Here is a 25,105-nt window from a genome sequence, read left to right as displayed (position 1 = left end):
GGAAGGGCGGCCCAGGTGGTCCAGTGGCTGGGCACGGCAGCCCGCGCGCCGGACACGATCCGTGCCCATCCGTTCCGTACGGCGGAGCGGATGGGCACGGATCCCCGGGTGCTCCGGCGGCCCTGCTTCTTCGGCGGCCCTACTTCTCGGTGACGCCCGCCGAGTCGAACGTCGCCACCTCGTGCATGGCCCGGGCCGTGCTCTGCACCAGGGGCAGGGCCAGCAGGGCGCCCGTGCCCTCGCCCAGGCGCAGGTCGAGGTCGACCAGGGGGCGCAGGCCCAGCTTGTTGAGGGCCGCCACGTGGCCCGGCTCGGCGCTGCGGTGGCCCGCGATGCAGGCGGCCAGGACCTCCGGGGCGATGGCCCGGGCGACCAGGGCCGCGGCACCCGCGCTGACACCGTCCAGGATCACCGGCGTGCGCAGGGAAGCGCCGCCGAGGAGGAGGCCGACGATGGCGGCGTGCTCGAAACCGCCGATCGCGGCGAGCGTCCCGATCGGGTCGGCCGGGTCCGGCTGGTGGAGTTCCAGGGCGCGGCGGACGACCTCGGTCTTGCGGGCGAGCGTCTCGTCGTTGATGCCGGTGCCCCGGCCGGTGACCTCGGCCGGGTCCGCGCCCGTGAAGACGGAGATCAGGGCGGCGGACGCGGTGGTGTTGCCGATGCCCATCTCACCGGTGAGCAGTGCCTTGTTGCCGGCGGCGACCAGGTCACGGGCCGTCTCGATGCCCACTTCGATGGCCTGCGTGGCCTCCTCGCGGGTCATGGCGGGACCGGTCGTCATGTCGGACGTGCCGCCCCGGATCTTGCGGGGCAGCAGGCCCGGCGTGGCCGGGAGGTCGGCGGCGACACCGACGTCGACGATGCACACCTCGGCGCCGACCTGGGTGGCGAAGGCGTTGCACACGGCGCCGCCGCCGAGGAAGTTGGCCACCATCTGGGCCGTGACCTCCTGCGGCCAGGGGGTGACCCCCTGGGCGTGGACACCGTGGTCGCCGGCGAAGATCGCGACGGCCGCGGGCTCCGGGATGGGCGGCGGGCACTGGCGGGACAGACCGGACAGCTGGGCGGAGATGATCTCCAGCATGCCCAGCGCACCGGCCGGCTTGGTCATGCGCTTCTGGCGCTCCCACGCCTCGCCGAGCGCCTTGGCGTCCAGCGGGCGGATCTGCGCGACGGTCTCGGCGAGCAGGTCGTGCGGTTCCTCTCCGGGCAGTGCGCGTCGGCCGTACGTCTCCTCGTGCACGACCCACGACAGCGGGCGGCGCTTGGACCAGCCCGCCTGCAGCAGCTCGGGCTCGTCCGGGAACTCGTCGACGTAACCGACGCACAGATAGGCGATGACCTCGAGGTGCTCGGGCAGCCCGAGCGCGCGCACCATCTCGCGCTCGTCGAAGAAGCTGACCCAGCCGACGCCGAGTCCTTCGGCGCGGGCGGCGAGCCAGAGGTTCTCCACGGCCAGGGCGGCCGAGTACGGGGCCATCTGGGGTTGGGTGTGGCGGCCGAGGGTGTGGCGGCCGCCGCGGGTCGGGTCGGCGGTGACGACGATGTTCACCGGCGTGTCGAGGATGGCCTCGATCTTCAGTTCCTTGAACTGCTTGGCCCGGCCCTTGGGGAGGGACTTCGCGTACGCGTCGCGCTGGCGCATGGCCAGTTCGTGCATCGCGCGCCGGGTGTCGGCGGAGCGGATGACGACGAAGTCCCAGGGCTGCGAGTGGCCCACGGAGGGCGCGTGGTGAGCGGCCTCCAGGACACGGAGCAGCACCTCGTGCGGGATGGGGTCGCTGCGGAAGCCGTTGCGGATGTCGCGGCGTTCGCGCATGACCTTCAGGACGGCCTCGCGCTCGGCGGGGTCGTAGGGGGGTGCGGCCGGGCCGCTGGGCTCTCGTGCCTCGGTCACTGCCGGTGCGCCTTCTCCCTCTGGACGTTCCTGGTCCGCCAGGTCTTCCTGTTCGGCGCCCCGGGTGTCCAGGTCGTCGGCGTTCTGCGCGAGTGCGGCGTCACCGTCGCGGGGGGCGGGGACGAGGGCGACGGGCTCCGCCGCCCCGGGCTGCGCGGGCTGGGACTGCTGCGGGCCCTGCACGGGCTGCCCGCCGTGCTCTTCCGCGGACGGCACGGGCGGCGCGGGCGGCGTCGGCAGGACGACGGTGACGTCCTCGGCGGCCGGGCCGGGCTCGGCGGCGGGGGCCGCGGCTTTCGGGGTGGGAGCCGGGGTGGCCGGTTCGGAGGCAGCGACGGGCTGCGCGGCTTCGGCGGGGGCCGGGGCGCCGGCGGGTTCGGCTGCCTCGGCGGCCTGCCCGGCTTCAGCGGCGTGCGCGGCTTCGACGGCCTGCGCGGCTTCCGTGACGGGAGCGGGCGGTGCCGGGGTGGTGGCCGGGGCGCCGGGGGCCTCGGGGGCGGGGGTTGCCATCTGAGGAGCTGTCATGTCGGACTGGAGTGCGGTCCCCTCGGTGTCGGCCGGCTCGGTGGGCTGCGCCGGGGGCTGTGCGCCGGTGCCGTCGACGGTGGCGACCGGTTCCTGTGCGGCGGCTTCGGCGGGGGGTGCGGCCGGGGCGGGTGCCGGTGCATCGGGAGCGTCGGGCACTGCCGGGGCCACCGGGACCGCGGGGGCCGCCGTCACGGACTCGGGGGTCATCGGGTCGGGAACCGGTGCGGCAGCCTCGGCGGCGTCGGCCGGTTCCTCGGACACGGCCTCCGGCGAGGCCACTTCGGCCTGCTCGGGCCCGGCAGGGGCGTCGGGGAAGGGCACCGCTTCAGGAGCCGCCGCGGCTTCCGGAGCAGGGGCGGGCATCGCACCCTGCTCGGCACCGGCGGCAGGAGCCTGTACGGGGGCCTCGGCCGGGACCGGCTGGACTGCGTCCTGAACGACGGGGGCGGGCTCCCCCTCAGCGGGCATGCCCGGCGCGGGCACGACCTGCTCGGGGGCGGGCTGCTCGGGCACGACCTGCTCGGGGGCGGGCTGCTCGGGACCGGGCTGCGCCGCCTCGGCACCAGAGGCCTGGAGCGTCTCCAAAGCCGTAGGGGCGGGGGCAGGGGCCGCTACCGCGTCCTGCACGGGGGCCTGGGCCACGTCCGGGCCGGCGCCCTCCGCGGGAGCGGCAACCGCCGCGTCCTGGGCAGCCCCGGCAGCGGCCACCTGCTCCGCGTCCGGGCCGGCGCCGGGAGCGGCAGGGGCCGCGTCCTGGGCGTCAACGCCCTGGACCGCCTCAGGCAGAACGGCAGCGGGGTCACCCGCGCCCTCGGTGCCCCGAGGTCCCTCAGGGCCGGTGGCGGTCTGCCCGGGCTCCGGGCTCGCGGAGACACCCGCGCCCTCAGCGACCTGCTCGCCCTCGCTGACAACCGTCTGTTCGCCGCCCGGTCCGCCGACCCCGGCGGGCTCAGCCGGCGTCTCAGCCATCGTCTGCTCGGGCACCGACGGCACGGCCTCGGCGACCTGCGCGGCTGCCGCAGGCCCGGCTTCCGTGGCCTGGGCCGGAACCGCGGGCCCGCCCTCGGCCACCTGCCCCGGCACCGCTTGCTGGACCTCGGCCACCTGCGCGGCAGCCGCCTGCCCCGGCACCGCCTGCTGAGCCTCGGCCCCCTGCGCGGCAGCCGCCGGCCCCGCTTCCGTGGCCTGGGCCGGAACCGCGGGCCCGCCCTCGGACACCAGCCCCGCAACGGCCTGCTGAGCCTCCACCACCTGCCCCGGAACCGCGTGCTGAGCCTCCGCCACCTGCCCTGGCACCGCCTGCTGAGCCTCCGCCACCTGCCCCGGCATCGCCTGCTGGGCCTCGGCGACCTGCGCGGCAGCCGCCGGCCCCGCCTCCGTGGCCTGCACGGGAGAGGCAGGCCCGGCTTCCGCGACCTGCGCGGACGCCGCCGGGGCGGTCTCGGGCGTCGGGGCGGGGAGCGTTCGGCTCGCCTCGGCCGCCACTCGCGTCACCACGGCCTGGGCCGCTCCCACCGGCTCCGGAGTCGGAACAACCGTTTCGGCAGGCGCCGCCCCGGCGCTCGACTGGGGGTGCGGCATGGGCTGTGCGCCCCAGGGCGCCGCCGGGGCCGAGGGCGTCTCCGCGACGCGGGGGGCGTCGAGGTACTCGGGGCCGGGCGCCGGCGCGCTCTGGCGTGCCGGCGCGTCCGCGGGGCCGCGGTCGGCCAGCGAGCGGACCGGGCTGGCGGAGCTGTCGGGCAGCGGCGGCCCGAGGTGCAGCGGGCGGCGCGGGGTGATCGGCGGGATCGGCGGCGGGTCGGGCAGCCGGACGCCGCTGAGGTCGACGGATCCGCTGTCACGGCCGGAGAGCTCGTGCGGGCCCGGCTGGTGCGCGGTCTCGACGACCGGCTCCGGCGCGGGCGGGGCGACCTCGTGACCCCAGGCGCCCTGGGCACCCGGCAGCAACAGGTCTTCGTCCTCGGCAGCGGGTTCGGAGAGGTAGGTGTACGAACCGTGCGCGGCGCCCGGCTGTTCCACCATGCCTGAGTTCTCCGGCAGTCCCTCGCCCGGGACCTGGCCGGTGTCGGTCATGCGTACCCCTCGCCCATCGGTTAGTGCTCCTACGACCAGCTCACCCGGAACGGCGCACCGACCGCCCCACAGTGAAGAACGAGCGTGCGTCCCCAGCGGCACGAGCGGCCCGCCTCGAAAAGGCGACAAAGCCATTCACTGGCATTGTTGCGGCCGTGACACCCTCACGGCAGCTTGATCCGCGAGGGTTCCGCTGTGGACTGCGCCACGTTGCGCGTCCTCCGGTTCTGCCGTACCACACCCACCCCAAAACGGGCGGGTTTTCCGGACATTGGCCGACGAACTGCCGGACGTCCACGTGCGGTGCAGCGATCGGCCAGCCTACCGCGCGCAGTACGACAAACCGATCACGGGGACGGTCGCCAGGGCGTCCGGGGAGTCAGGCGCCGCGTTTCGGCAGAACGCCGCTGAGCAGGAACGCGACGCTCCGTTCCTTCTCCGACCAGGCCCTGGTGTCGAGTTCGACGGACTGCAGCAGAGCGCACTCGACGCCGTAGCCGTGCTCGGTCAGGTCGCGGCCGATGAGTTCGGCGGCGTCACGCGTGGCGGCGTGCGTGACGATGCGCTGCGGGCGCCGGTCGGCGACCGCCGAGACGACCGCCGCTCCCCCGCCGCCGACGCGCACGACGTCCGGCTCGGGGAGGTTCTCCAGGACGTGCGGGGCGGTGCCGTGCACGATCTGCAGCTGGACGCCGAGGCGGCGGGCGGTGGCGTCGGTGCGGGCGCAGGCGGCCGGGTCGCTGTCGACGGCGAGGACGGCGGCGCCGGCGCGTGCCGCCTCGACGGAGAAGGCTCCGCTGCCGCAGCCGATGTCCCACACGAGGTCGCCGACGCGGGGCCCGAGACGGGCGAGTTGGGAGGCGCGCAGCAGTTGGGTCTCGCCCTCGCCGAGGTCGCCGCCGTAGGCCTCGGCGGGCAGGGACCAGCCGCGCGGCCCGGCGGACGGGTCGCGGCCGGCGAGCCAGCCGCCGGTCTCCCCCGCCGTGTCGGGCCGGGTCGGGCCGCCGAGGACGATGACGACGTTCGGGTCGCGCCAGGTGTGGTCGGCGGCCCGGTCCGACGTGACGATGGTGACGCGCTCGTGGTCGGTGCCGAGTTCCTCGCAGATGACGAAGGAGCGGTGGACTCCTTCGAGGAGCAGGCCGAGTTCGGCGGGGCCGGCGCCGGGTGAGGTGAGCACCGCCACCTTGGGGTGGGCGCGGCACACGTTCACGGCCCGTCGCAGCGTGCGCGGGTGTGCGACGACCACTTCCGCGTCGTCCCAGGGCATGCCGGCGCGTGCGAAGGCGGTGGCGACGGAGGAGACGGCGGGGACGACCTCCACCTCCAGGCCGAACTCGGGTGCGCGCAGGGTGCGGACGACGCCGAAGAAGCCGGGGTCGCCGTCGGCGAGCACGACGGCCGTGCCGCGGTGGGCCGCGATGCGGCGGGCGGCGAGGGCGACGCTGCCGAGGCGGATGCGCTCGGCGCCCGCGGGTACCTCGGGCAGTGCCAGGTGGTGGGCGGCGCCCGCCACGAGTGTCGCGGCGCCCAGGGCGGCGCGTGCCGCGGCGGTCAGTGGCGAGCCGTCCCAGCCGATCACCGTGACCCGGTCGGCCATCGTCGTCAGTCTCCAGGGGTTTGCGCAGGTCGTCTGTGTGTCGTGTCGGGGTGCGGCCCGCGGGCGGGCTCCGTGAGGGTACCCGGTGGAGGTTGCGGCGGGAGCGGCGGTGTCCTCGTCGCGATCGCCCGCCGGGGGGTTGCGGTCAGTTCCAGTCGCCGAAGGACGTGAATCCGTCGGGCAGCTGGTCGCCGACGCCCTCCAGGTCCTCGGGCAGCAGGCTCCACACGATGAGGTCGGTGCGCACCTCGGTCCATGGGCCGCCGTCGGTGCGGGTCCTTGCTATCCAGGCGCCGCGCAGCACGCCCTCGCTGATGCAGCCGATCTTCTGGGCCACCTGCTGGGAGGCGGTGTTGTCGGCGGCGGTACGCAGTTCCAGGCGCTCGAACTTCTGGTCGTTGAAGAGCCAGCGCGCGGTGACGAGCGCGGCCTCGGAGGCGTAGCCCTCGCCGCGGGCCCACGGGGCGATGACGTAGGAGATCTCGCTGGAGCGGATGCGCCAGTCGGTGTTCTTCAGGTGGACGATGCCGACCAGACGCTGGGTGAGGAACTCGGTGACGGCGAAGACGATGCCGCGGCCCTCGGTCCGCTCGGCGGGGGCCTGTTCGGTGATCCAGGAGCGGGCGTGGGCCTCGGTGTAGGGCTGCGGGGCGGAGGTCCAGGCGATGACGAGCTCGTCGTTCATCATGTCGGCGAACGCGGGGACGTCCGGCTCCTCGAAGGGGCGCAGGACCAACCGCTCCGTGCTGATGGAGACGTTGGGGAAGGTGCTCGTCATGCGCCGCTCCGTAACCTTCGGGAACCTTCGGGGCCTGCTGAACTGCCCAGCATGCAGCATGAAAGCACTGATCCGCACCACGGGGTCCTCCCCCACCGGGTGAGGGAGGACCCCGGGTTCACGGCTGCCGGGCGCGGGCTCAGAAGGAGGCGAGCACGGAGCCGGCGTACTTGTCCTGGATGAACTTCTTCACCTCGGGCGAGGTGAAAAGCTTCGCGAGCTTCTTCACGCGCGGGTCGTCCTCGTTGCCCTTCTTCACGGCGAGGAAGTTGCCGTAGGGGTTGTTCTTCGGCGACTCCAGGACGAGGGCGTCCTGCGCGGGCTTGAGGTCCGACTCGATGGCGTAGTTGCCGTTGACGACGGCGGCGTCCACGTCGTCGAGGGAGCGCGGGGTCTGGGCCGCCTCCAGCTCCTTGAACTTCAGGTTCTTCGGGTTCTTGGTGATGTCGGCGGGGGTCGCCTCGTTGCCGACGCCGGCCTTGAGGGTGATCAGCCCGTTGGCGGCGAGGAGCTTGAGGGCGCGGGCCTCGTTGACGGTGTCGTTGGGGATGGCGACGGTCGCACCGCTCTTCAGGTCGTCGGCCTTCTTCACCTTGCGGGAGTAGAGGCCGAGCGGCTCCAGGTGCACCGTGACGACGGGCACGATGTCGGTGCCGTTCTTCTTGTTGAAGTCGTCGAGGTACGGCTTGTTCTGGAAGTAGTTGGCGCCGACGGAGCCGTCCTGCGTCGCCGTGTTGGGCGTGACGTAGTCGGTGAACTCCTTGACCTCCAGGTCCAGGCCCTCCTTCTTCGCCAGGTTGTCCTTCACGAAGGTGAGGATCTCGGCGTGCGGGACGGGGCTGGCGGCGACGATCAGGGGGCCGTCGGTGGAGGAGGAGGAGTTGTCGCCGCCGCAGGCGGTGAGCCCGAGGGTGAGGGCTCCGGCGGCGAGGACGGCGGTGGTGATCTTGGCGGTGTTACGCACGAAAAGTGCCTTTCCTTATGGCCTTGCGAGGGTGCGACCCCGTTGTGGGTGAACGGGGGGTCTAGGAGGCGGCTTTGAGCAGCCGCAGTTTCGGGGCGGGGCCGGAGTGGGCGCCGCGGCGGTGCAGGGAGCGGGCCGCGTAGTCGCCGGCGAACTGGATCAGGGAGATGACGACGGCGAGGATCGCGACGGTGATCCACATCAGCCCGGTCTCGAAGCGCTGGTAGCCGTACCGGATGGCGATGTCCCCGAGGCCGCCGGCGCCGACCGTGCCGGCCATGGCCGAGTAGCCGATGAGGGCGACGACCGTGGTGGTGGTGCTGGAGATCAGCGACGGCAGGGACTCGGGGACGAGGACCTTGCGCACGATCGTCCAGGTGTTGCCGCCCATGGCCTGCACGGCCTCGACGAGCCCGTGGTCCACCTCGCGCACGGCTGTCTCGACCAGCCGGGCGAAGAAGGGGATGGCGCCGACGGCGAGCGGCACGATGGCGGCCTCGCGGCCGATGGTCGTGCCGGTGATCCAGCGGGTGAAGGACATCAGCGCGACCATCAGGATGATGAACGGCAGGGAGCGGGCGATGTTCACGACCTGCCCGATGACCTTGTTGGCGGCCAGGTTCTGCAGCAGGCCGCCGCGGTCGGTCAGGACCAGCAGGATGCCGAGCGGGAGGCCGCCGACGACGGCGATGAGCGTGGACCAGCCGACCATGTAGAGCGTGTCCCAACACGCCTGCTCCAGCAGCGGCTGCATCTCGGACCAGGTCACTTGGCACCTTCCTTCACCAGCGTGGACTCGTGGCCCGGGACGTCGATCTGCAGGCCCTTCTCGCGCAGGAAGCCGATCGGCACGACGTTGTCCTCGTAGCGGCCGGGCAGTTCGATGCGCATCCGGCCGACCTGGAGGCCGCCGACGGTGTCGATGGCGGCGCCGAGGATCGATATGTCGATGTTGTAGGTGCGGGCGAGCTGCGAGATGACGGGCTGGGTGGCGCTCTCGCCCTGGAAGGTGACGTCGACGACGGTGCGGTCGGCGCCGGAGGCCTCGCCGTCGAGCGGGAACAGCGCGGCGGCCAGTTCGGAGCCGGGGGTGGCCAGGAGGTCGCTGACCGTGCCCGACTCGACGATGCGGCCGTTCTCCATGAGGGCGGCCGAGTCGCACACCGACTTCACGACGTCCATCTCGTGCGTGATGAGCAGCACGGTCAGGCCGAGCTGCCGGTTCAGGTCGCGCAGCAGGGCCAGGATGGAGCGGGTGGTCTCCGGGTCGAGGGCGCTGGTCGCCTCGTCGGAGAGCAGCACCTTGGGGTCGCCGGCCAGGGCGCGGGCGATGCCGACGCGCTGCTTCTGTCCGCCGGAGAGCTGTGCCGGGTAGGCCTTTGCCTTGTCGGCGAGGCCGACGAGGTCGAGCAGTTCGAGAGCCTTGCGGGAGCGGTCCTTGCCGGTCCTGCCGAGGATCTCCAGGGGCAGTTCGACGTTGTCCTGGACGGTCCGCGAGGACAGCAGGTTGAAGTGCTGGAAGACCATGCCGATCCGGCTGCGCGCCCGCCGCAGTTCCCTCCCGGCGCGCGGGCCGCGGCCGGCCAGGGCGGTGAGGTCCTGCCCGTCGACGCTCACGGTGCCGGAGGTGGGGCGTTCCAGCAGGTTGACGCAGCGGATGAGCGAGGACTTGCCGGCGCCGGACTGGCCGATGACGCCGTACACCTCGCCTTCGCGGACGTGCAGGTCGACGCCGTCCAGGGCGGTGACCTCGCGGCCGCGTGCACGGTAGACCTTGGTGAGGTCCGTGGTGGTGATCACGTGGGTTTCCGTCACAGTCGAGTGCGCGGGCGTGGGTGGTCCCGGGCACGGGTGCGTTCGTTCGGGGACGCGGCACGGTTCTCGCTGAAGCGTGGAACCGGAGAACATGTGCGCGGGCGGCTCGGTGTCACGCGGCGCTCAGGAGCGCGCGACGGGCCGCGGTCTCGCTTCGGGGCGCGAGCTCAGGGTGGTGCGGGGGCCCTCTAGCAGGCGCACATTCGACACATACAACGAGCACCGGGCGTCATGGTCGCCTCGGTCGCCGGGATGCGGTCGCTCGTCGTGGTCATGCGGTCAGTAAAACACGCGTACGGTCCTGACCGGCCGCCGCTGTCCGGATGCTGGACAGCGGTGGGACGCGGGCGGCGGTCCGTCAGGGGCGGAGGGCGATCTCCACGCCCTCCTCGGTGACCAGTGCGGACAAGGCCGACAGGTTCGCCACGACCAGGTCGGCGTCGAGTTCCTGGGCCCGGTGGGTTGTGGTCAACGCCACGGTGGTCATGCCGGCGGCGCGACCGGCCGCGAGACCGGCGGGGGCGTCCTCGAAGACGACGCAGTGCGCCGGATCGACACCGAGCGACCGGGCGGCGAGCAGATAGGGCTCGGGGTCGGGCTTGCCGCGGGTGACGTCGTCGGCGGCGACGAGGGTCTTGGGCAGGATGCCGACGGCGTCGAGGCGGGCCTCGGCCAGGCGCCGGGTGGCGGAGGTGACGACGGCCCAGCGCTCGGCCGGCAGGGAGTCGAGGAAGGCGCGGGTGCCGGGCAGCAGCTCCACACCGCCGTTCGGGACGTCCTCGACCTCCAGGTCCTCGATGCGGGCGACGGCCTCCGGGACGGTCTCGGCGGGCAGCAGGTCGGCGGCTATCTCGGCGGCCGGACGGCCGTGCAGCTCGATCCGCGCGAACTCCTCGGGCGTGATCCCGTACTCCGCGGCCCACCGGGCCCAGCAGCGGTCCACCGAGGCGAGGGAGGAGACCAGGGTTCCGTCGTTGTCGAACAGCAGGGCGTGCGCGCGGATCTTCATGTCCTCGACCCTACGGTGCGGGCCAGGGGCGGAGGCATCGGGCCTTTTCGGCCGTAATAAGGTCGCTGCATGCTCACTGTCCTGACGCTGGTGACCGGCGTCGCCGCGCTGCTGCTCGCCGCCTGGTGCGGCTGGGCGGCCTACCGTGACCAGCCGACGAAGGACTGGCACTTCATCGGGATGGCCGTGGTCACGCTGCTGGCGCTGGTCCAGCTGGTGGCCGGGATCGTGCTGCTGGCCCGGGGCGAGAAGCCGGAGCAGGGCACGACGATCTTCGTGGCGTATCTGCTGGGGGCGTTCGCGTGTGTGCCGGCGGCGGGATTCATGTCGCTGGCCGAGCGCACCCGGTGGGGTTCGGTGACGGTCGCCGCGGGTGGCGTGGTGCTGGCGGTGCTGGAGGTGCGGCTCTATGACATCTGGGCGGGCTGAGGTGGGCCGGCGGCGCCTGGCGTCCGGTCCGGGGACGCTGCTGGTGTGGCTCTACGGCGTGATGGTCGTGGGCGCGGTGTCGCGCTCGGCGTACCAGATCGCGACGGAGTTCGACCGGGCGCCGCTGGCGTACTCGCTGTCGGCCGTGGCCGGGGTCGTGTACGGGTTCATCACGTACTCGCTGGTGCGGGGCGGGGAGACGGCGCGGAGGGCGGCGCTGGCGTGTTGCGCCGCCGAACTGGTGGGTGTGCTGACGGTGGGGACGTGGACGCTGATCGAACCGTCGGCGTTCCCGGACGCGACCGTGTGGTCGGACTTCGGGATGGGGTACCTCTTCATTCCCGTGCTGCTGCCGCTGACGGCCATCTACTGGTTGCGGGCCTCACGGGCGCGTGAAGGGGATGCCGCCTGAGGTGAACAGGCGGCCGCGGGCCGTGTGTGGTTGCTCGCGCGGGTCCCCGCACCCCTTCAGGGCGAAGATCAAGCCGTCGCCGCGTACGTGCTCGCCGGCTTCTCCAGGACGATCATCGGTACGCCGTCCGCGCCCTGGGACGTGCCCACCGTCTCGTAGCCGACCTTGCGGTAGAGGCGGAGGTTGCCCTCGCTGCGGTGGCCCGTGTGCAGGCGGAAGCGGGTGGCGCCGTGCTGGTCGGCCAGGGCCGACTCGGCCGCGCGGAGCAGACGGGCGCCGATGCCGTGGCCCTGGAGGCGGGGGTGGACGCAGAGCTTGCCGATCGCGGCCGCGCCGTCCTCGGTGACCGAGCCGCGGACCGAGCCGACGACCTCCTCGCCGAGCCGGGCGACGAAGACGCAGTCCCGGGCGACCTCCTCGCGGACCGAGTCGAGGGTTTGGACGAGCGGGTCGATGCGGTAGTTCCCGTACAGCGCCGCCTCCGTCTGGAAGCACAGGTACTGCAGCCTGAAGATCTGCTCCGCGTCCTGCTCGGTCGCCGCAGAGATGGTCACGCTCATGCCCATGTGCGCACGCCTCCCGCTCATCTGATCACCGGTGGTCCCTCACTCCTATCCCCGTCCTCAGCGGGCCGCAACCTCCGGTGTGAGCAATCTGCGCAGACATCCCAGGCATCTGGAACGTTCCGGGCCAAGACTCCCCTGTGAGATACCCAACTCCCCTGCGATTTCCCGGTATGTCGGGTCCTTGGGGGACAGCAGGGCCTCCATCAGCCGGGGGCAGCGGCCCGGAAGGCGGCGGACGGCCTCGCGCAGGGCCCGGCCCCGGGCCGCCGCGAGGGCCAGCTCCTCGGGGTCGCGGCCCCTGTCGTCGACCGGTTCGCCGGCGTACGGCCGTTCGAGGCGGCTCGTACGGCGGCTGCGGCGCGCCTCGGAGCGGACGGCCCGGCGCAGCCACTCCTCGGGGTCGACCGGCGGCCCGTGGGCGTCGAGGCGCTCCAGCAGGCGGAGCCAGACCGCCTGCTCCAGGTCGCCGGGCTCGGTTCCGGCGGCATATGCCTCGGCGGAGGCCTCGGCGGTGAGCAGGGGGCGCAGGGCGGTGACCAGGTCGTGCGTCATATGCGGAGCGACGCGGCAGCCCGGGCGGCGGGTTGCCCGGGCGGCCGAACCTCACCCGAACGGTGGGTGTGCGCCGGCGTATTGACGCTCAGCCGTTGCGGAAGTCCTCCCGGGCCAGCAGGCCGGTGTCGGGCTGGTCGGTGAAGACGCCGTCGATGCCGGTCGCGAAGTACGTCCGGTAGGCGCCGAAGACGTCACCGTAGGCGTCCGCGTCCGTGCCCTTGCGGAAGTTCGCGGGCAGGAAGGGGTTCTCGTTGCGCAGGGTGTACGGGTGCAGGATCAGCCCGACCTTGTGGGCGTCGGCGACGAGCGCGGTCGGCCGGGTGAGGTTGCCCTGGGCGTCACGCGGGATGATCAGGTCCAGGGTCGGCCCGATGCCCTGCGCGTAGGAGGCGATCTCCCTCAGGCCGGCCGGCTTGACCAGGTCGGCCACCGTGCGCGGGTCACCGGTCTCGACGAAGTCCCAGGGGCGGGAGTCCGCCGACGACAGCAGGACCACCAGCGGGTTGTCGACGAGCTTGTTCAGCCGCTCGACGCTGGTCGGCTCGAACGACTGCAGGATGACCGGGGAGGTGCGCCGGTCCTTGCGGTGCTTGCGCAGCAGCTTGGCGACGCGCTCCTCCAGCGGGAGGCCCTGGTTGCGGAAGTAGGTGGGGTGCTTGAGCTCGGGGTAGATCCACACCTGCTTGCCGCGCTTGCGGGTCTGCTCGTCCTGCCAGCGCAGCACCTCCTCGAAGGTGGGGATCTCCCAGCGCCCGTTGTACAGGGTGTTGTGCGGGCGGTTGGCCGGGATGCGCTCGACGGCGCGCAGGGTCTTCAGCTCGGCGAGCGTGAAGTCCTCGGTGAACCAGCCGGTGGTGGAGACGCCGTCGAGCAGCTTGGTCTTCCTGCGGCCGGCGAACTCGGGGTGGGCGGCGACGTCGGTGGTGCCGCCGATCTCCGGCTCGTGGCGGCAGACCAGGTGGCCGTCCTTCGTCGGGACCAGGTCGCCCGCCTCGACGATGTCGGCGCCCATGTCGAGAGCCAGCTGGTAGGAGCCGAAGGTGTGCTCCGGGCGGTAGCCGCTGGCGCCGCGGTGGCCGATGATCGTCGGCTTGGGCAGGCCGGCGACTCCCCCGCCGCCGTGCCGGGCGCCGTCGGCCCGGGCCGTGCCCGTCACGCCGAGGACCGCTCCCCCGGCGCCGAGCACCGCCGCGCCGAGCAGGGCCCGCCGTCCGGTCCCACCCGTGATGTCGTTCGACTCCTGCGTTCCCATGAGCGCCCTCCGTGCGTCGGCTCGTCAGTGCGGGCCGATCGTAGGGGCGCGTACATGACCGGCGGGAGACCGCGGCTGGAACACGCGGGTGACTGGGGATGTCACTAGTGGCTCGTGGGGCCGATGAACTGACGGTTCGTCGTGTCCCGCCGGATTCGGCTCGGCTGGTGCGGGAACGCGTCCGGCAGGCCCGGGGGCGATGTGCGTCACACCATGTCGACCGCGTTACGGACCGGCGGCGGCGCGCCACCGCAGGTAAACACGCGTCAACAGTGCGTAAGGCCTCGGTGAAGTCGCCGTGCCCGATGTGCGCGACCCCGGGGCCCGCGAGTATCGTCCTCACCTGCACAGACTCATAATGAATCCCTTGACACCGGAGGGTCCGTTGTCCCGCTTCGCGCTCATCAAGGCAGTGCTCGGCCCGATCATGCGCCTGATGTTCCGCCCACAGGTGGAGGGCGCGGAGCACATTCCCGGCGACGGTCCCGTCATCCTGGCCGGCAATCACCTGACCTTCATCGACTCGATGATCCTGCCGCTGGTCTGCGACCGTCAGGTCTTCTTCATCGGCAAGGACGAGTACGTGACCGGCAAGGGCTTCAAGGGCCGGCTGATGGCCTGGTTCTTCACCGGCGTCGGCATGATCCCGGTGGACCGCGACGGGGGCCGGGGCGGGGTCGCCGCCCTGATGACCGGGCGCCGGGTGCTGGAGGAGGGGCGGGTGTTCGGCATCTACCCCGAGGGCACGCGCTCGCCCGACGGCCGGCTGTACCGGGGGCGGACGGGGATCGCCCGTCTGACCCTGATGACGGGGGCGCCCGTGGTGCCGTTCGCCATGATCGGCACGGACAAGCTGCAGCCGGGCGGGGCGGGTCTGCCCCGGCCGGGCAAGGTCACCGTGCGCTTCGGCGAGGCGATGGAGTTCTCCCGCTACGAGGGCATGGACCGGGACCGGTACGTGCTGCGGGCGGTGACCGACTCGGTGATGGCCGAGGTCATGCGGCTGTCCGGGCAGGAGTACGTCGACATGTACGCGAGCAAGGCGAAGGAAGCGGCGTAGGTTTGCCGGGGCGCCTTCGGGCTCGGAGGGCCGTGGAGCGTCGGCGGCCGCGGGTTGTGGGGGGCTTGTCGCGCAGTTCCCCGCGCCCCTGAGGGGCATGATCCCCAGGGACGTTTCCTGGCTCGGCGTGTCACGGCTGTTTCGTCGGGCCGCCTTCCAGGCTCTGGCCTCGTAGCAGGAACCACGCCGCCACCGCCGCCGCCAGCAGGACGGCCGCGCCGACGCCCGCCGCGAGCGCCAGCCCGTCGACGAAGGCCGTGCGGGCCGCGTCCAGCATCGCGGCGGCGCTGTGCGCGGGCATGCCCGCGGCCGCCTCGACGGCGCCGCCCAGCGATTCGTGAGCGGCGGCCGGCGTGCCGGCGGGGCCGGTGAAGCCGCGGTAGACGCCGGTGACGATCGAGCCGAGCACGGCGATCCCGAGGGCCGCGCCCAGTTCGTAGGCCGTCTCGGACACGGCGGACGCGGAGCCCGCCTGTTCCTTGGGCACGCTGGAGAGGATCACGTCGGCGGTCACGGTGAAGGAGAAGCCGGCGCCGACACCGACCACCAGGAGCGCGGCCCCGAGCAGCGGGTAGCCGGTGGACTGGCCGATGACCGTGAGCGCGGCCAGCGCGAGACCGATCGCCGCCAGCCCGCCGGAGACGACCGCGCGCACCGAGAAGCGGCGGGCCGCGCGTCCGGCGACCAGGCCGGCCACCACCGCGCCGACGGCGGCGGGCAGTTCGGCCAGACCCGCCTCGAACGGCCGCCTGCCCTGCACGAGTTGCAGGTACTGCGAGAGGAAGAAGACCAGCCCGGACAGGCCGAGGATGGTCAGCAGGTCGGCGAGCACCGCCCCGCTGAAGCCGCGGTTGCGGAACAGCCGCATGTCCAGCAGCGGTGCCGGGAGCCGCAGCTGACGGCGGACGAACCCGTACAGGGCCGCCGCGCCCAGCAGACCGGCGGCCAGGGTGCTCCAGGCGAAGCCGTGGGTCGCCGCCTCCTTGACGGCGTACACGATGCCGATCATGCCGACCAGTGAGAGCACCACGCTGACCAGGTCCCACGGGCCGGGGTTCGCGGTGCGCGACTCGGGCAGCAGCTTGATGCCGACGAGGACCAGGACGGCCATCACGGGCAGGTTGATCAGGAAGACCGAGCCCCACCAGAAGTGCTCCAGCAGGAACCCGCCGACGATCGGCCCGACAGCCGTGCCGGCGGAGGCGGTGGCGCCCCAGATGCCGACGGCGAGGCTGCGCTCGCGCGGGTCGTGGAAGAGGTTGCGGATCAGCGCGAGGGTGGCCGGCATCAGGGTCGCGCCGGCGACGCCGAGCAGCGCCCGGGCGACGATCAGCATCTCGGGTGTGCCGGCGTAGGCGTTGACGACGGATATCGCGCCGAACGCGGTGGCGCCCACGAGCAGGATCCGCTTGCGGCCGATGCGGTCGCCGAGGCTGCCCATGGAGACGAGCAGACCGGCGATGACGAACGAGTAGACGTCGCCGATCCACAGCAACTGCGTGCCGGACGGCTTCAGGTCCTCGCTGATGTAGGGGGTCGCGAGACCGAGGACGGTCGCGTCGACGGCCACCAGCAGCACGGCGAGCACGAGGACGCCGAGCGCGAGCCAGCGGCCCGGGCGCTTCACCGCCTCGGTCGTGGTCGTCGGCTGCAGGGTGCTGGTCATGATTCCTCTCTCCTGAGTGCGCCGCCGAGCAGCAGCTCGACGATCATGTGCGGGAAGTCCTTGGGGGCGCCCTTGCCGCTCTGCACCAGCCAGGCGCCGGAGGCCAGCAGGCCGTACAGCGCCTCGGTGAGCCAGGCGGGCGTGAGGTCGATGCGGAACTCGCCGTCGAGCTGGCCGCGCCGGAACAGGGCGGAGATCCGCTCGTCGATGAGGGCCCAGCCGGCGTTCTGCTCCTCGCCCTCGAACAGCTGGTTCTCGGTGTAGAGGAAGGCGAGCAGTCCGGCGGCGGGTTCGATCGCGCGGACGAGCCGGCGTACGGCGTCGCCGGCCGTGCCCTCGTCCAGCCGGGCCGTGTCCAGCGCCGCCTCGCACTCGGCGATGCCGAGCGACTCCAGCGCGCGGACGAGGGCGTCCCGTCCGGCGAAGTGCCGGTGCAGCGTGGCCCGGCTGATCCCGGCGGCCTTCGCGACCTCGTCCATGGTCGCGGTGGATTTGCGGGTCAGCAGGGCCGCGGCGGAGCGCAGCACATGGTCACGATCGACAGCCATGAGACAACAGTACCCCATGTGAGACATCAATGTCTCACCCTGGGCATGCGTGCCTCATGTCGGTCGCCTCAGCACGGGTGAGGGATCAGTGCCAGGGCAGCTGTCCGCGCCGCTCCCAGTAGGCGCGCGGGTCCTCGGCCAGGGCGGCGAGACGGGTCAGCTGGTCGTCGTCGAGGTCGACGACGGCGGCGTGCAGGTTCGAGGCGAGCTGGTGGGTGGTGGCGGCGCCGGAGAGGACCACACCGGCCCAGGGCTGCCGCAGGACGACGGCCAGGGCGACGGCGTCGCAGCCCAGCCCGGTCCGCGCGGCGATCTCCTTCAGGATGTCCGGGGCGTGCGGCCCGGCCAGGCGCCCGTTGGCCATGCCCTCCTTGACGATCACCGTGAGACCGGCGTCGTGCGCCTCGGCGAGGGCGGGGCCGGCGGAGGTCTCCAGCGCGTTGTAGGTGGACTGCACGGTACGGAAGAGAGGCTCGCCGTCGACCGTCACGGCGAGGGCGGCGCGAATGGCGTCCGCCTGCGCGGGGCCGCTGGTGGAGAAGCCGACGGTCAGGCCCTGGGCGGCGGCCTCCGCGAGCCTGGCGTGCAGTTCCTTGTCGGTGAGGGCCGGGCTGTCCGGGGTCACCGAGTGGATCTGGTAGAGGTCGAGGCGGTCACCGAGCAGGGCGTCGGTCTCGGCGCGCTGCCGCTCGTAGGTGGCGAGGGTGTGGTCCTTGACCTCGTGCGTCTCGGCGTCGGTGGACCAGCCGGCGGTGTAGGTGTAACCCCATTTGCTGCCGACGACGATGTCGTCCGGGCCGGACCTGGTCTTCAGCCAGTCGGCGAGGAACTCCTCCGAGCGGCCGTAGGAACGGGCCGCGTCGAAGTAGCGGACGCCCTGGGCGTAGGCGGCGTCGAGCAGTTCGTGGGTGCGGGCGCGGAGGGCCTCGACGCTGCGATCCTCGCCGAGGTCCTCGTCCCGGTTGAGGGTGATGTAGCCGGGGCGCCCGACGGCGGCGAGGCCGAGGCCGATGTGGCAGGTGGGGGTCGTCGCTGTGGCCAGGCGGGCGAAGGGCATCGAGGGCTCCGTTCGGTCGGCTCCGATAGGGGGCCGGTTCGGCTCCGGTTCGGCTCCGGTTCGGCTCCGACCCAACGTAACCCGCGATGACCTTCCCCTCAGGGCTCGGCCGTTGCGGTTCCTCGGCGCGTGCGGGAAGTGTGCGGCCGGTCGCGCAGTTCCCGCGCCCCCGAGGGGGCGTGCTCCTCAGGCCTGCTTCGAGGGGGCGTGCTCCTCAGGCCTGCTTCCTGGCCACCGCCCACGCGTGCTGGGCGGCCACGTCCTGCTTCACCTCGGCCAGCTGGGCGGCGACCGCGCTCGGGGCCGTGCCGCCCCGGCCGTTGCGGGAGGCCAGGGCTCCGGGGACGTCGAGGACCGAGCGGACCTCGGGTGTCAGGTGGGACGAGATCTTCGCGAACTGCTCGTCCGTCAGCTCGTCCAGTTCCTTGCCCTCGGCCTCGGCGGCCTTCACGCACTCACCGGCGACCTCATGGGCCACACGGAACGGGACACCCTGCTTGACCAGCCATTCGGCGATGTCCGTGGCGAGGGAGAAGCCGGCCGGGGCCAGTTCCTCCATGCGCTCGCGGTGCACGGTGAGGGTGGCCATCATGCCGGTGAAGGCGGGCAGCAGGATCTCCAGCTGGTCGATGGAGTCGAAGACCGGCTCCTTGTCCTCCTGGAGATCGCGGTTGTAGGCGAGCGGGAGGGCCTTGAGCGTGGCCAGCAGGCCCGTCAGGTTCCCGATCAGCCGGCCGGACTTGCCGCGGGCCAGCTCCGCGATGTCCGGGTTCTTCTTCTGCGGCATGATCGACGAGCCCGTCGAGAAGGCGTCGTGCAGGGTCACGAAGGAGAACTCCTTCGTGTTCCAGAGGATGACCTCCTCGGCGATCCGCGAGAGGTCGACGCCGATCATCGCCGTGATGAAGGCGAACTCGGCGACGAAGTCACGGGAGGCCGTGCCGTCGATCGAGTTGGCCGCGGAACCCCCTTCGAAGCCGAGGTCCTTCGCCACCGCCTCCGGGTCCAGCCCGAGGGAGGATCCGGCCAGGGCCCCCGAGCCGTACGGCGACACGGCCGTGCGCGTGTCCCACTGGCGCAGCCGCTCGGCGTCCCGGGAGAGGGACTGGACGTGGGCGAGGACGTGGTGCGCGAAGAGGACCGGCTGGGCGTGCTGCAGGTGCGTGCGGCCGGGCATGGCCACGTCCGGGTGGGCCTCGGCGAGGCCGATCAGCGCGTCCTGGAGCTCGGCGATCAGGCCGCCGATGACCCGGGCGTGGTCGCGCAGGTACATGCGGAAGAGCGTGGCGACCTGGTCGTTGCGGGAGCGGCCGGCGCGGAGCTTGCCGCCGAGGTCGGGGCCGAGGCGCTCCAGCAGACCGCGCTCCAGGGCCGTGTGCACGTCCTCGTCGGCGATGGTGCCCGTGAAGGAGCCGTCGGCGACGTCCGCCTCCAGCCGGTCGAGGCCGGCGAGCATCCGGGTCAGCTCGTCGTCCGTGAGGAGGCCCGCCTTGTACAGCACGCGCGCGTGGGCGCGCGAACCGGCGATGTCGTACGGCGCGAGCCGCCAGTCGAAGTGGACGGACGCGGACAGCTTCGCCAGCGCCTCGGCGGGACCGTCGGCGAAACGGCCGCCCCAGAGCCGGACGTCACCGCTGTTGCTGCTCACCTGCTGGGCTCCTCACTGGGTGGGATGGGCACCGCCACGGGCAGTGTTCTGCATGATTATGCAGACTCCTGCATGATTCGTCAATCGAGGCGGATCGCAGGTGCCGTCGGCGTCGATTTCCGGCCACGTCGGAGGAATCGGCCCGCCCATTGAACGCGGGAAACCGCTTACCCGTACCTCTCGCCGAACGCAGGCGCCGCGTTTGTACACCCACGACCCACCGACCCCTAGTGAGGCACCCCCATGTCCAGGGCTCTTCCGAAGTACAACAAGCGTCGCGTCGCGTTCATCGGCGGCGCGGCCGCGGTGGCGCTGTCCGGCACGGCGATCGCCGGCTTCGCGCTCGCCGGGGAGACGTCCGAGAACGGCGGGACGAACGCCCGCACGCTGGCGGGCCCCGGCACCATCTCGTGCCCGGACGTCACCTCCCGGCTGCCCGCCGTCCCCGCCTCGGCGCGGGCGGAGGTCGACCGCAACCTCGCCCAGCTGAACACCCAGATCCAGGAGGCCAACAAGCGCCTCGTCGACACCGTGGGCCAGGGCGGGCCCAACTTCGTCCAGAACGCCATCCTCGGCCCGCTGGAGGACAAGCGCGTCGCCGCCCTCAACCGCATCGAGACCGCCATCGGACGGGCCGCCGCGAAGCCCGAGGGCCTGGAGGCGTTCGCGGCCTGTCGGCTCGACGCCGACGGCGGCGCGGCAGGGGGCGAGGCGGGTGCCGGGGCCGGGGGCGAGGCCGGGGCCGAGGAAGGCGCCGGAGGCGAGGCCGGAGCAGGGGCGGGGGCGGGTGCCGAGGCCGGAGCCGGTGCCGGAGAGGGCGGTGCGGGCGCCGATGAGGGCGGTGCCGGAGAGGGTGGCGCAGGCGACGCCGGTGCCGGCGTGATCAGCTGCCCGGACGTCGCCTCGCAGCTGCCCGCGATCCCGGCCTCCGCCCGGGCCGAGGTCGACCGCAACCTGGGTCAGCTGGACACCCAGATCCAGGAGGCCAACAAGCGCCTCGTCGACACCGTGGGCCAGGGCGGGCCCAACTTCGTCCAGAACGCCATCCTCGGCCCGCTGGAGGACAAGCGCGTCGCGGCGATCAACCGCATCGCCACCGCCATCGGCCGCACGGCCGAGCGCCCGGCCGGTCTGGACTCCCTGGCCGCCTGCACCCTCACCAAGTGAGGTGACAGGCGCCGTGGCCGCCCCGTGGGAGCGCCGGCCGGGGCGGCCACGGGCAGGGCGGGGTCCGGCAGAGGTGACCGGATCCCGCAATTCCTTAGACAGTCAAAAGACTTGGGCCCATAATCGTTAGACATGGGAAAGACCTATGAGGGCATAGACGGCCGGCTCCGCTCGTTCATCGAGGCGCAGCCGGTCTTCTTCACCGCCACCGCGCCCCTGTCCGCCGACGGCACGCTCAACCTCTCCCCCAAGGGCCTCAAGGGCTCCTTCGCGGTGCTCGACGAACACACCGTGGCCTACCTGGACTTCGCCGGCTCCAACGCCGAGACCATCGCCCATCTGCGCGAGAACGGACGGATCACCCTGATGTGGTGCGCCTTCCAGGGCCCGCCCAACATCGTGCGCGTGCACGGCAGGGGCGAGCCGGTCTTCCGCGACGACCCCCGGTTCGGGGACCTGCTCGCCCGCTTCCCGGACATCGACCCGGCCCCGCACGGCCTGCGCGCGATCATCGTCGTCACCGCCGAACTCGTCCGCGACACCTGCGGCTACGCGGTGCCCTTCATGACCTACGAGGAGGACCGGGACCTGCACGGCAAGCGGTTCGCCCGCGAGGACGACGCCTCGCTCGGCGCGTACTTCGCCAAGAAGGAGCACATCGCCACCAGCCTGGACGGACTACCCGGGCTGCCGTTGCCGCTGCCGCCCTCTACGGTCTGAGGCATGCGCCCCGGTGCCGTCGCCCTCGCCGTCTCCGCACTTCTGCTGCTCGGCGCCGGGCCGCCCGCGCCGCCGCCGCTGCCGGCCCGGATGGCGGACACCGGCGGCGGCACCCAGCTGATCACCGCGGTGGCCCCGCGCAAGGACGCGACGACGGGCACGGTCACCTGGTGGAACCGGACCGGGGGCGGCCGGTGGGTGAAGGCGGGTTCCGCGCCCGCGCGCTTCGGGGCGAACGGGCTCGTCGACGGCGCCTCCCGCGCGCAGGGCACCGAGACCACGCCCACCGGCCTGTACGACCTGCCCTACGCGTTCGGCATCGAGGCGGCGCCGCGCGGGACGGCCTACCCCTACCGCCGGGTGGGGCCGGACTCCTGGTGGTGCCAGGACAACGACTCGCGCTCGTACAACCGCTGGAGCGAGCCCCGGGCCGCCGACTGCCGGGCCGCCGAGTCCGAGCACCTGATCACCTATCGGACGCAGTACGCGCACGCGCTGGTCATCGGCTTCAACTACGAGCGTCCCGTGCGGGGGCGCGGTGCGGGCATCTTCCTCCATGTCCACGGGCGGGGTCCGACGGCCGGCTGCGTGTCCGTCTCCCGGGCCGCCATGCGGCGGATCCTGGCCTGGGCGGACCCAGCGCGGCGGCCGCACATCGCCGTGGGGACGCAGAGCGGGAGCACGGCCGTCACCCGGTGGTGAGGCGTCGCCGGCCGAGCCGGTGTCACCACCGGTCATGGCTGTGCGCACACGACTCGGTGCACGGCTGAACACTCCCGTGTCCCGGCACGTATCTGTGGGCCAAGGGTCAAGTCCCCACGGAGGAACCGTGACCACCACGCTCGCAGGCGGCCGTGCCGCCCGCCGCCAGACGATGCGCCGCATCCGCCCGCGCCGCTCCCCGGCCGTACCGCTGCTGATCGCCCTGTGGGCGGGAGCGGCGGCCGTGCTGTGGCTGTGGTGGGACAACACACCGTCCCTCGCGGACACCACGAGCAAGATCGTGGCGGCCGGCCGGATCACGGGCCTGCTCGCCGGCTACCTGATGGCGCTGGTGGTACTCCAGATGGCACGCGTGCCGGCCCTGGAGCGACGGGTGGGCACCGACCGGGTCGCGCGCTGGCACGCCATGACAGGCCGCTACACCCTCTGCCTGGTCCTCGCCCACGTCTTCCTCATCATGTGGGGCTACGCCCTGCAGGCGGGCAAGGGGCTCGGCGACGTCGTCCAGCAGACCGTCGACTCCGTCAACCAGCTGCCGGACATGGGCAAGGCGGCCATCGGCACCGGCCTGCTGTTCCTCATCGGGATCCTGTCGATCGGCGGTGTGCGCCGGCTGATCGGGTACGACACCTGGTACCACGTGCACCTGCTCACGTACGCGGCGGTCTACCTGACGTTCTGGCACCAGATCACCACGGGCAACGAGTTCGCCGTCGAGCCCACCGCCAAGACCTTCTGGTACGGGCTGTACGGCGTGGTGACCGCGCTGGTGGTCTGGTACCGGATCCTCACCCCGATCCGGCTGAACCTCCGGCACCGCATGCGCGTCGAGGCGGTCATCGAGGAGACCCCGGGCATCGTGTCCGTGCTGATCGGCGGGCGCAAGCTGCACCGGATGGGCGCCGAGGCCGGGCACTTCTTCCGCTGGCGGTTCATGGCGCCGGGCATGCGCTTCAGCTCCCACCCGTACTCCCTGTCGGCGGCGCCCCGCCCGGACATGCTGCGGATCACCGTCAAGGCGATCGGCGACCACACCGAGCGGCTGCGCGACCTGACGCCCGGCACCCGGGTGTGGGCGGAGGGGCCGTACGGCGCGATGACCGCGCAGCGCCGCAGCCGGGGCAAGGTGCTGCTGGTGGCGGGCGGGGTCGGGATCACCCCGATGCGGGCGCTGTTCGAGACGCTGCCCGGCGCGTCCGGAGACATCACGCTCCTCTACCGCGCCAACAGCACTCAGGACCTGGCCCTGTGGGGCGAACTCGCCAAGATCGCCGACGAGCGCGGCGCGCGGCTGATGTACGCGGTCAACAGCCCGGACGGGGAACGTCCCGACATCTCCGCCGAGTCCCTCCAGCGGAAGATCCCGGACATCGGCGACCACGACGTCTTCATGTGCGGGCCGCCCGGCTTCGCGCAGTCGGTCTACGAGGCACTGCGCGGCGCGGGAGTCCCCGCCCGCCGTATCCATCACGAGTCGTTCGAGATGTGAGCGACGGGACATCAACGGCCCTTCAGGAGTTTGGGAAACGATGAGGAAGTCTCACCCCGTCCGGCGTGCCGTGCTCGCCGGCGCAGCCACCGTCTCCGGCATCGTGCTGCTGCTGTCGCTGAAGCCCGCCTCCGACCCGGGCGCCGCCCAGGCGGCGGGCGGCCAGCTCCCGCCGGCGGCGGCCGGGCAGGCCCCGCAGGGCGGCGTGAACGGCGCGGTCACCGGTGACGCGGCGCAGACGCAGTACGGCCCGGTCCAGGTCCGCGTGACCATGGCCAACGGCAAGATCACCAAGGCCGAGGCGGTCCAGACCCCCAAGGGCGGCCAGAGCGACCAGATCACCGCCAACGCCGTACCGCGCCTCAACCAGGCGGCCGTCGCGGCGCAGAGCGCGGACATCGACGCCGTGTCCGGGGCGACGTACACCAGCGCCGGCTACAAGAAGTCCCTCCAGTCGGCCCTCGACAAGGCGAAGGCTTCGGCGGGCGCTGCGCAGGGCGGGGGCGGGGGCGCGGGAACGGCACGGACCGTGACGGGCGATGTCGCGCAGACGCAGTACGGGCCGGTCCAGGTCCGGATCACCGTCGCCGACGGGAAGATCACCAAGGCTGAGGCCGTGCAGGCGCCCCAGGGCGGCCGCAGCGACCAGATCACCTCCAGCTCCGTCCCCCGCCTCAACCAGGCCGCCGTCGCCACCGGCACCGCACAGATCGACTCCGTCTCCGGAGCCACCTACACCAGCGCCGGCTACAAGAAGTCCCTCCAGTCCGCCCTGGACAAGGCCCCGGCCGGGGGCGGCTCCGCGCAGGCCGCCGGTTCGGGAGGCGGCCGGGAGCAGACCGGGACCCGGACGCTCACCGGCAGCGTGGCGCAGACGCAGTACGGCCCGGTGCAGGTGCGGGTGACGGTCACGGACGGGAAGGTCACCAAGGCCGAGGCCGTGCAGGCGCCCCAGGGCGGCCGCAGCGACCAGATCACCTCCAGCTCCGTCCCCCGCCTCAACCAGGCCGCCGTCGCCACCGGCACCGCACAGATCGACTCCGTCTCCGGAGCCACCTACACCAGCGCCGGCTACAAGAAGTCCCTCCAGTCGGCGCTGGACCAGGCCGGTGGCTGACGCAGTGGCCGGCTCCGCGCAGGCTCCCGCCG

The 25,105-nt window shown here is 72.7% G+C and carries 22 protein-coding genes; 8 read left to right on the top strand and 14 right to left on the bottom strand.

What is annotated here, in order from left to right; all coding sequences use genetic code 11:
• Positions 1–139: 139 nt before the first annotated feature.
• The 7 genes from cobT to ACIGAQ_RS33920 all read right to left on the bottom strand — a co-directional run bounded on the left by cobT (position 140) and on the right by ACIGAQ_RS33920 (position 10,664).
• Positions 140–4,498 carry a nicotinate-nucleotide--dimethylbenzimidazole phosphoribosyltransferase gene (gene cobT, locus ACIGAQ_RS33950; RefSeq protein WP_399789817.1) on the bottom strand — a complete coding sequence of 1,453 codons (4,359 nt, stop codon included), beginning with the start codon at positions 4,496–4,498 and terminating at the stop codon, positions 140–142.
• A 379-nt stretch (positions 4,499–4,877) separates the two neighbouring features.
• Positions 4,878–6,098, bottom strand: a complete 1,221-nt coding sequence (gene cbiE / locus ACIGAQ_RS33945) for a precorrin-6y C5,15-methyltransferase (decarboxylating) subunit CbiE (RefSeq protein WP_311684273.1) — start codon at positions 6,096–6,098, stop codon at positions 4,878–4,880.
• A gap of 145 nt (positions 6,099–6,243) precedes the next feature.
• A complete protein-coding gene (locus ACIGAQ_RS33940) occupies positions 6,244–6,876 on the bottom strand; it encodes a GNAT family N-acetyltransferase (RefSeq protein WP_399789814.1) in 633 nt (210 codons plus the stop codon).
• Between the two features lie 139 nt (positions 6,877–7,015).
• The gene (locus tag ACIGAQ_RS33935; RefSeq protein ID WP_399789811.1) at positions 7,016–7,840 is read right to left on the bottom strand and encodes a MetQ/NlpA family ABC transporter substrate-binding protein; all 825 of its coding nucleotides are present in this window, start codon (positions 7,838–7,840) and stop codon (positions 7,016–7,018) included.
• A gap of 61 nt (positions 7,841–7,901) precedes the next feature.
• Positions 7,902–8,609 (bottom strand): methionine ABC transporter permease, encoded by a 708-nt coding sequence (locus ACIGAQ_RS33930; RefSeq protein ID WP_311684267.1) that lies wholly within the window; start codon positions 8,607–8,609, stop codon positions 7,902–7,904.
• Positions 8,606–9,640 (bottom strand): ATP-binding cassette domain-containing protein, encoded by a 1,035-nt coding sequence (locus ACIGAQ_RS33925; protein WP_311684265.1) that lies wholly within the window; start codon positions 9,638–9,640, stop codon positions 8,606–8,608. Before ACIGAQ_RS33925 ends, ACIGAQ_RS33930 begins: the two co-directional genes overlap by 4 nt.
• A 373-nt stretch (positions 9,641–10,013) precedes the next feature.
• A complete protein-coding gene (locus ACIGAQ_RS33920) occupies positions 10,014–10,664 on the bottom strand; it encodes an HAD-IA family hydrolase (protein ID WP_311684263.1) in 651 nt (216 codons plus the stop codon).
• A 69-nt stretch (positions 10,665–10,733) separates the two neighbouring features.
• On the opposite strand from ACIGAQ_RS33920, the gene ACIGAQ_RS33915 reads away from it, so the two are divergent.
• Positions 10,734–11,093 carry a hypothetical protein gene (locus ACIGAQ_RS33915; protein ID WP_311684261.1) on the top strand — a complete coding sequence of 120 codons (360 nt, stop codon included), beginning with the start codon at positions 10,734–10,736 and terminating at the stop codon, positions 11,091–11,093.
• Positions 11,074–11,505 (top strand): hypothetical protein, encoded by a 432-nt coding sequence (locus ACIGAQ_RS33910; protein WP_311684260.1) that lies wholly within the window; start codon positions 11,074–11,076, stop codon positions 11,503–11,505. Before ACIGAQ_RS33915 ends, ACIGAQ_RS33910 begins: the two co-directional genes overlap by 20 nt.
• A 68-nt stretch (positions 11,506–11,573) precedes the next feature.
• Here ACIGAQ_RS33910 and ACIGAQ_RS33905 read toward each other — a convergent pair whose 3' ends face one another.
• The 3 genes from ACIGAQ_RS33905 to ACIGAQ_RS33895 all read right to left on the bottom strand — a co-directional run bounded on the left by ACIGAQ_RS33905 (position 11,574) and on the right by ACIGAQ_RS33895 (position 13,878).
• Positions 11,574–12,071: a GNAT family N-acetyltransferase gene (locus tag ACIGAQ_RS33905; protein ID WP_311684396.1), complete on the bottom strand. Its 498-nt coding sequence runs from the start codon at positions 12,069–12,071 to the stop codon at positions 11,574–11,576.
• Positions 12,072–12,128: 57 nt separating this feature from the next.
• A complete protein-coding gene (locus ACIGAQ_RS33900; protein WP_399789806.1) occupies positions 12,129–12,623 on the bottom strand; it encodes an RNA polymerase sigma factor in 495 nt (164 codons plus the stop codon).
• 88 nt (positions 12,624–12,711) lie between these two features.
• A complete protein-coding gene (locus ACIGAQ_RS33895) occupies positions 12,712–13,878 on the bottom strand; it encodes a glycerophosphodiester phosphodiesterase (protein ID WP_399789803.1) in 1,167 nt (388 codons plus the stop codon).
• A 385-nt stretch (positions 13,879–14,263) separates the two neighbouring features.
• On the opposite strand from ACIGAQ_RS33895, the gene ACIGAQ_RS33890 reads away from it, so the two are divergent.
• Positions 14,264–14,938 carry a lysophospholipid acyltransferase family protein gene (locus ACIGAQ_RS33890; RefSeq protein ID WP_311684394.1) on the top strand — a complete coding sequence of 225 codons (675 nt, stop codon included), beginning with the start codon at positions 14,264–14,266 and terminating at the stop codon, positions 14,936–14,938.
• 130 nt (positions 14,939–15,068) lie between these two features.
• Here ACIGAQ_RS33890 and ACIGAQ_RS33885 read toward each other — a convergent pair whose 3' ends face one another.
• From ACIGAQ_RS33885 to argH, 4 genes are all read right to left on the bottom strand, one after another.
• Positions 15,069–16,604 carry an MFS transporter gene (locus ACIGAQ_RS33885; RefSeq protein ID WP_399789800.1) on the bottom strand — a complete coding sequence of 512 codons (1,536 nt, stop codon included), beginning with the start codon at positions 16,602–16,604 and terminating at the stop codon, positions 15,069–15,071.
• Positions 16,601–17,152, bottom strand: a complete 552-nt coding sequence (locus ACIGAQ_RS33880) for a TetR/AcrR family transcriptional regulator (RefSeq protein WP_399789797.1) — start codon at positions 17,150–17,152, stop codon at positions 16,601–16,603. Before ACIGAQ_RS33880 ends, ACIGAQ_RS33885 begins: the two co-directional genes overlap by 4 nt.
• 85 nt (positions 17,153–17,237) lie before the next feature.
• On the bottom strand, positions 17,238–18,209 hold the full coding sequence (locus tag ACIGAQ_RS33875; protein ID WP_399789795.1) for an aldo/keto reductase: 972 nt from the start codon (positions 18,207–18,209) through the stop codon (positions 17,238–17,240).
• A 214-nt stretch (positions 18,210–18,423) separates the two neighbouring features.
• Positions 18,424–19,857 carry an argininosuccinate lyase gene (gene argH, locus ACIGAQ_RS33870; protein ID WP_399789792.1) on the bottom strand — a complete coding sequence of 478 codons (1,434 nt, stop codon included), beginning with the start codon at positions 19,855–19,857 and terminating at the stop codon, positions 18,424–18,426.
• A gap of 243 nt (positions 19,858–20,100) precedes the next feature.
• On the opposite strand from argH, the gene ACIGAQ_RS33865 reads away from it, so the two are divergent.
• The 5 genes from ACIGAQ_RS33865 to ACIGAQ_RS33845 all read left to right on the top strand — a co-directional run bounded on the left by ACIGAQ_RS33865 (position 20,101) and on the right by ACIGAQ_RS33845 (position 25,073).
• Complete coding sequence (locus ACIGAQ_RS33865) at positions 20,101–21,024, top strand: hypothetical protein (protein ID WP_399789789.1); 924 nt, start codon at positions 20,101–20,103, stop codon at positions 21,022–21,024.
• Positions 21,025–21,156: 132 nt separating this feature from the next.
• Positions 21,157–21,744, top strand: coding sequence for a pyridoxamine 5'-phosphate oxidase family protein (locus tag ACIGAQ_RS33860; RefSeq protein WP_311684243.1), 588 nt, complete (start codon positions 21,157–21,159; stop codon positions 21,742–21,744).
• A gap of 3 nt (positions 21,745–21,747) precedes the next feature.
• Complete coding sequence (locus ACIGAQ_RS33855) at positions 21,748–22,446, top strand: L,D-transpeptidase (protein WP_399789785.1); 699 nt, start codon at positions 21,748–21,750, stop codon at positions 22,444–22,446.
• Positions 22,447–22,573: 127 nt separating this feature from the next.
• A complete protein-coding gene (locus ACIGAQ_RS33850) occupies positions 22,574–23,956 on the top strand; it encodes a ferric reductase-like transmembrane domain-containing protein (protein ID WP_179272624.1) in 1,383 nt (460 codons plus the stop codon).
• 40 nt (positions 23,957–23,996) lie between these two features.
• Positions 23,997–25,073, top strand: a complete 1,077-nt coding sequence (locus ACIGAQ_RS33845; protein ID WP_399789780.1) for an FMN-binding protein — start codon at positions 23,997–23,999, stop codon at positions 25,071–25,073.
• Positions 25,074–25,105: the final 32 nt, after the last annotated feature.

Source organism: Streptomyces sp. NPDC085932 (genome assembly GCF_044540525.1).
GTDB lineage: Bacteria > Actinomycetota > Actinomycetes > Streptomycetales > Streptomycetaceae > Streptomyces > Streptomyces levis.
The sequence above is the reverse complement of the archived record's forward strand: the minus strand, read 5'-3'. Positions and strand labels throughout refer to the sequence as shown.

Coding starts and splice junctions, on each gene's coding strand:
- cobT (WP_399789817.1), bottom strand. CDS start 4,498: ATGACCGACACCGGCCAGGTCCCGGGCGAGGGACTGCCGGAGAACTCA.
- cbiE (WP_311684273.1), bottom strand. CDS start 6,098: ATGGCCGACCGGGTCACGGTGATCGGCTGGGACGGCTCGCCACTGACC.
- ACIGAQ_RS33940 (WP_399789814.1), bottom strand. CDS start 6,876: ATGACGAGCACCTTCCCCAACGTCTCCATCAGCACGGAGCGGTTGGTC.
- ACIGAQ_RS33920 (WP_311684263.1), bottom strand. CDS start 10,664: ATGAAGATCCGCGCGCACGCCCTGCTGTTCGACAACGACGGAACCCTG.
- ACIGAQ_RS33915 (WP_311684261.1), top strand. CDS start 10,734: ATGCTCACTGTCCTGACGCTGGTGACCGGCGTCGCCGCGCTGCTGCTC.
- ACIGAQ_RS33910 (WP_311684260.1), top strand. CDS start 11,074: ATGACATCTGGGCGGGCTGAGGTGGGCCGGCGGCGCCTGGCGTCCGGT.
- ACIGAQ_RS33905 (WP_311684396.1), bottom strand. CDS start 12,071: ATGGGCATGAGCGTGACCATCTCTGCGGCGACCGAGCAGGACGCGGAG.
- ACIGAQ_RS33900 (WP_399789806.1), bottom strand. CDS start 12,623: ATGACGCACGACCTGGTCACCGCCCTGCGCCCCCTGCTCACCGCCGAG.
- ACIGAQ_RS33895 (WP_399789803.1), bottom strand. CDS start 13,878: ATGGGAACGCAGGAGTCGAACGACATCACGGGTGGGACCGGACGGCGG.
- ACIGAQ_RS33885 (WP_399789800.1), bottom strand. CDS start 16,604: ATGACCAGCACCCTGCAGCCGACGACCACGACCGAGGCGGTGAAGCGC.
- ACIGAQ_RS33880 (WP_399789797.1), bottom strand. CDS start 17,152: ATGGCTGTCGATCGTGACCATGTGCTGCGCTCCGCCGCGGCCCTGCTG.
- ACIGAQ_RS33875 (WP_399789795.1), bottom strand. CDS start 18,209: ATGCCCTTCGCCCGCCTGGCCACAGCGACGACCCCCACCTGCCACATC.
- ACIGAQ_RS33865 (WP_399789789.1), top strand. CDS start 20,101: ATGTCCAGGGCTCTTCCGAAGTACAACAAGCGTCGCGTCGCGTTCATC.
- ACIGAQ_RS33860 (WP_311684243.1), top strand. CDS start 21,157: ATGGGAAAGACCTATGAGGGCATAGACGGCCGGCTCCGCTCGTTCATC.
- ACIGAQ_RS33855 (WP_399789785.1), top strand. CDS start 21,748: ATGCGCCCCGGTGCCGTCGCCCTCGCCGTCTCCGCACTTCTGCTGCTC.
- ACIGAQ_RS33845 (WP_399789780.1), top strand. CDS start 23,997: ATGAGGAAGTCTCACCCCGTCCGGCGTGCCGTGCTCGCCGGCGCAGCC.